We start from the raw sequence: 1,032 nt of genomic DNA on the forward strand, positions 1-1,032 counted from the left end.
TGTCGGCGGCGGGCGACGGCCCGCTGCTCTCGGGCGCCGACTTCTGCTCGACCGCGTTGCGGTTCTCGGAGCCGGCGCCGGCGGGCGCGCCCGGCGGCTTCTCGGTCACCGGCTTGGCGCCCTCCGCCTTGGTGTCGGCGGGCTTGGCCGGGCTGTCCTTGCCCTCGGAGGCCTTGCCGGCCGCCGGCTTCTCGGAGGTCGGCTTGTCCGCCGGCTTGGCTTCGGCGGGGTTGGCTTCGGCGGGCTTGTCGTCGGCCGGCTTGTCGGCGGGCTTGGCATCGGCCGGCTTGGCATCGGCCGCCTTCTCGACCGCCGGCAGCGGCTTGGGGCTGTCCGACAGGGTGTGGAGGTAGGCGATGACGTTGGCGCGCTCCTGAGGCGAGCTGATGCCGGCGAACGCCATCTTGGTGCCCTTCACGTAGGCCTTGGGGCTCGTGAGGAACTCGTCGAGGTCGGCGTAGGTCCAGGTGCCGCCCTTCTCCTTCATGCCGGCCGAGTAGTCGAAGCCCTCGTGGCTGCCCTTCTTGCGCTCGACCACCTCCCACAGGTCGGGGCCGACCTTGTTCGGGCCGCCCTTCTCGAAGCTGTGGCAGGCCTGGCACGCCTTGGTGCCGCCCTGGCCCTTCTCGACGTTGGCGGAGGCCAGCCGCACGGCGATCGGCTCGACCTTGGCGGCCTCGGGCGCCGCGGCGCTCTCCTCCTTGGCCTCGGGCAGGTCGTAGCCGGCCTTGCCCGCGGGCTTGGGATGGTAGATCAGCTCGGCGACGAAGCCCGATCCGGCCACCAACAGCAGGGCGCCGAGCACTGCACCGGCCACCTTGTTCAGCTCGAACGAGTCCATGCTTTCTTCAACTCCTGTCGCGCTGCGCGGCGGGCGAATCCGCGCCCGGCCTGCCGGCGCCGGACTTTGGAAGATTTCGAGGGTGCTTAGCCGCTCGAAGCCGACCTTGACAATGGCGGAATGGGTGACAGTCGGCACACGATTGGTCGCACGCCGCCGCCCGCCTCGACGCGCCCGGGCGGCGCGAGTGC

1 protein-coding gene is annotated in these 1,032 nt (G+C 71.3%); it reads right to left on the reverse strand.

Features of this window, described 5'->3' with window-relative positions:
* Nucleotides 1-841 (reverse strand): cytochrome c family protein (locus FV223_RS28400; protein WP_147729971.1); only part of this gene is annotated, 841 nt, incomplete at its 3' end.
* Between the last annotated feature and the right edge of the window lie 191 nt (nucleotides 842-1,032).

The organism is Methylobacterium sp. WL116 (genome assembly GCF_008039455.1).
In the GTDB taxonomy this organism is placed as follows: Bacteria; Pseudomonadota; Alphaproteobacteria; order Rhizobiales; family Beijerinckiaceae; genus Methylobacterium.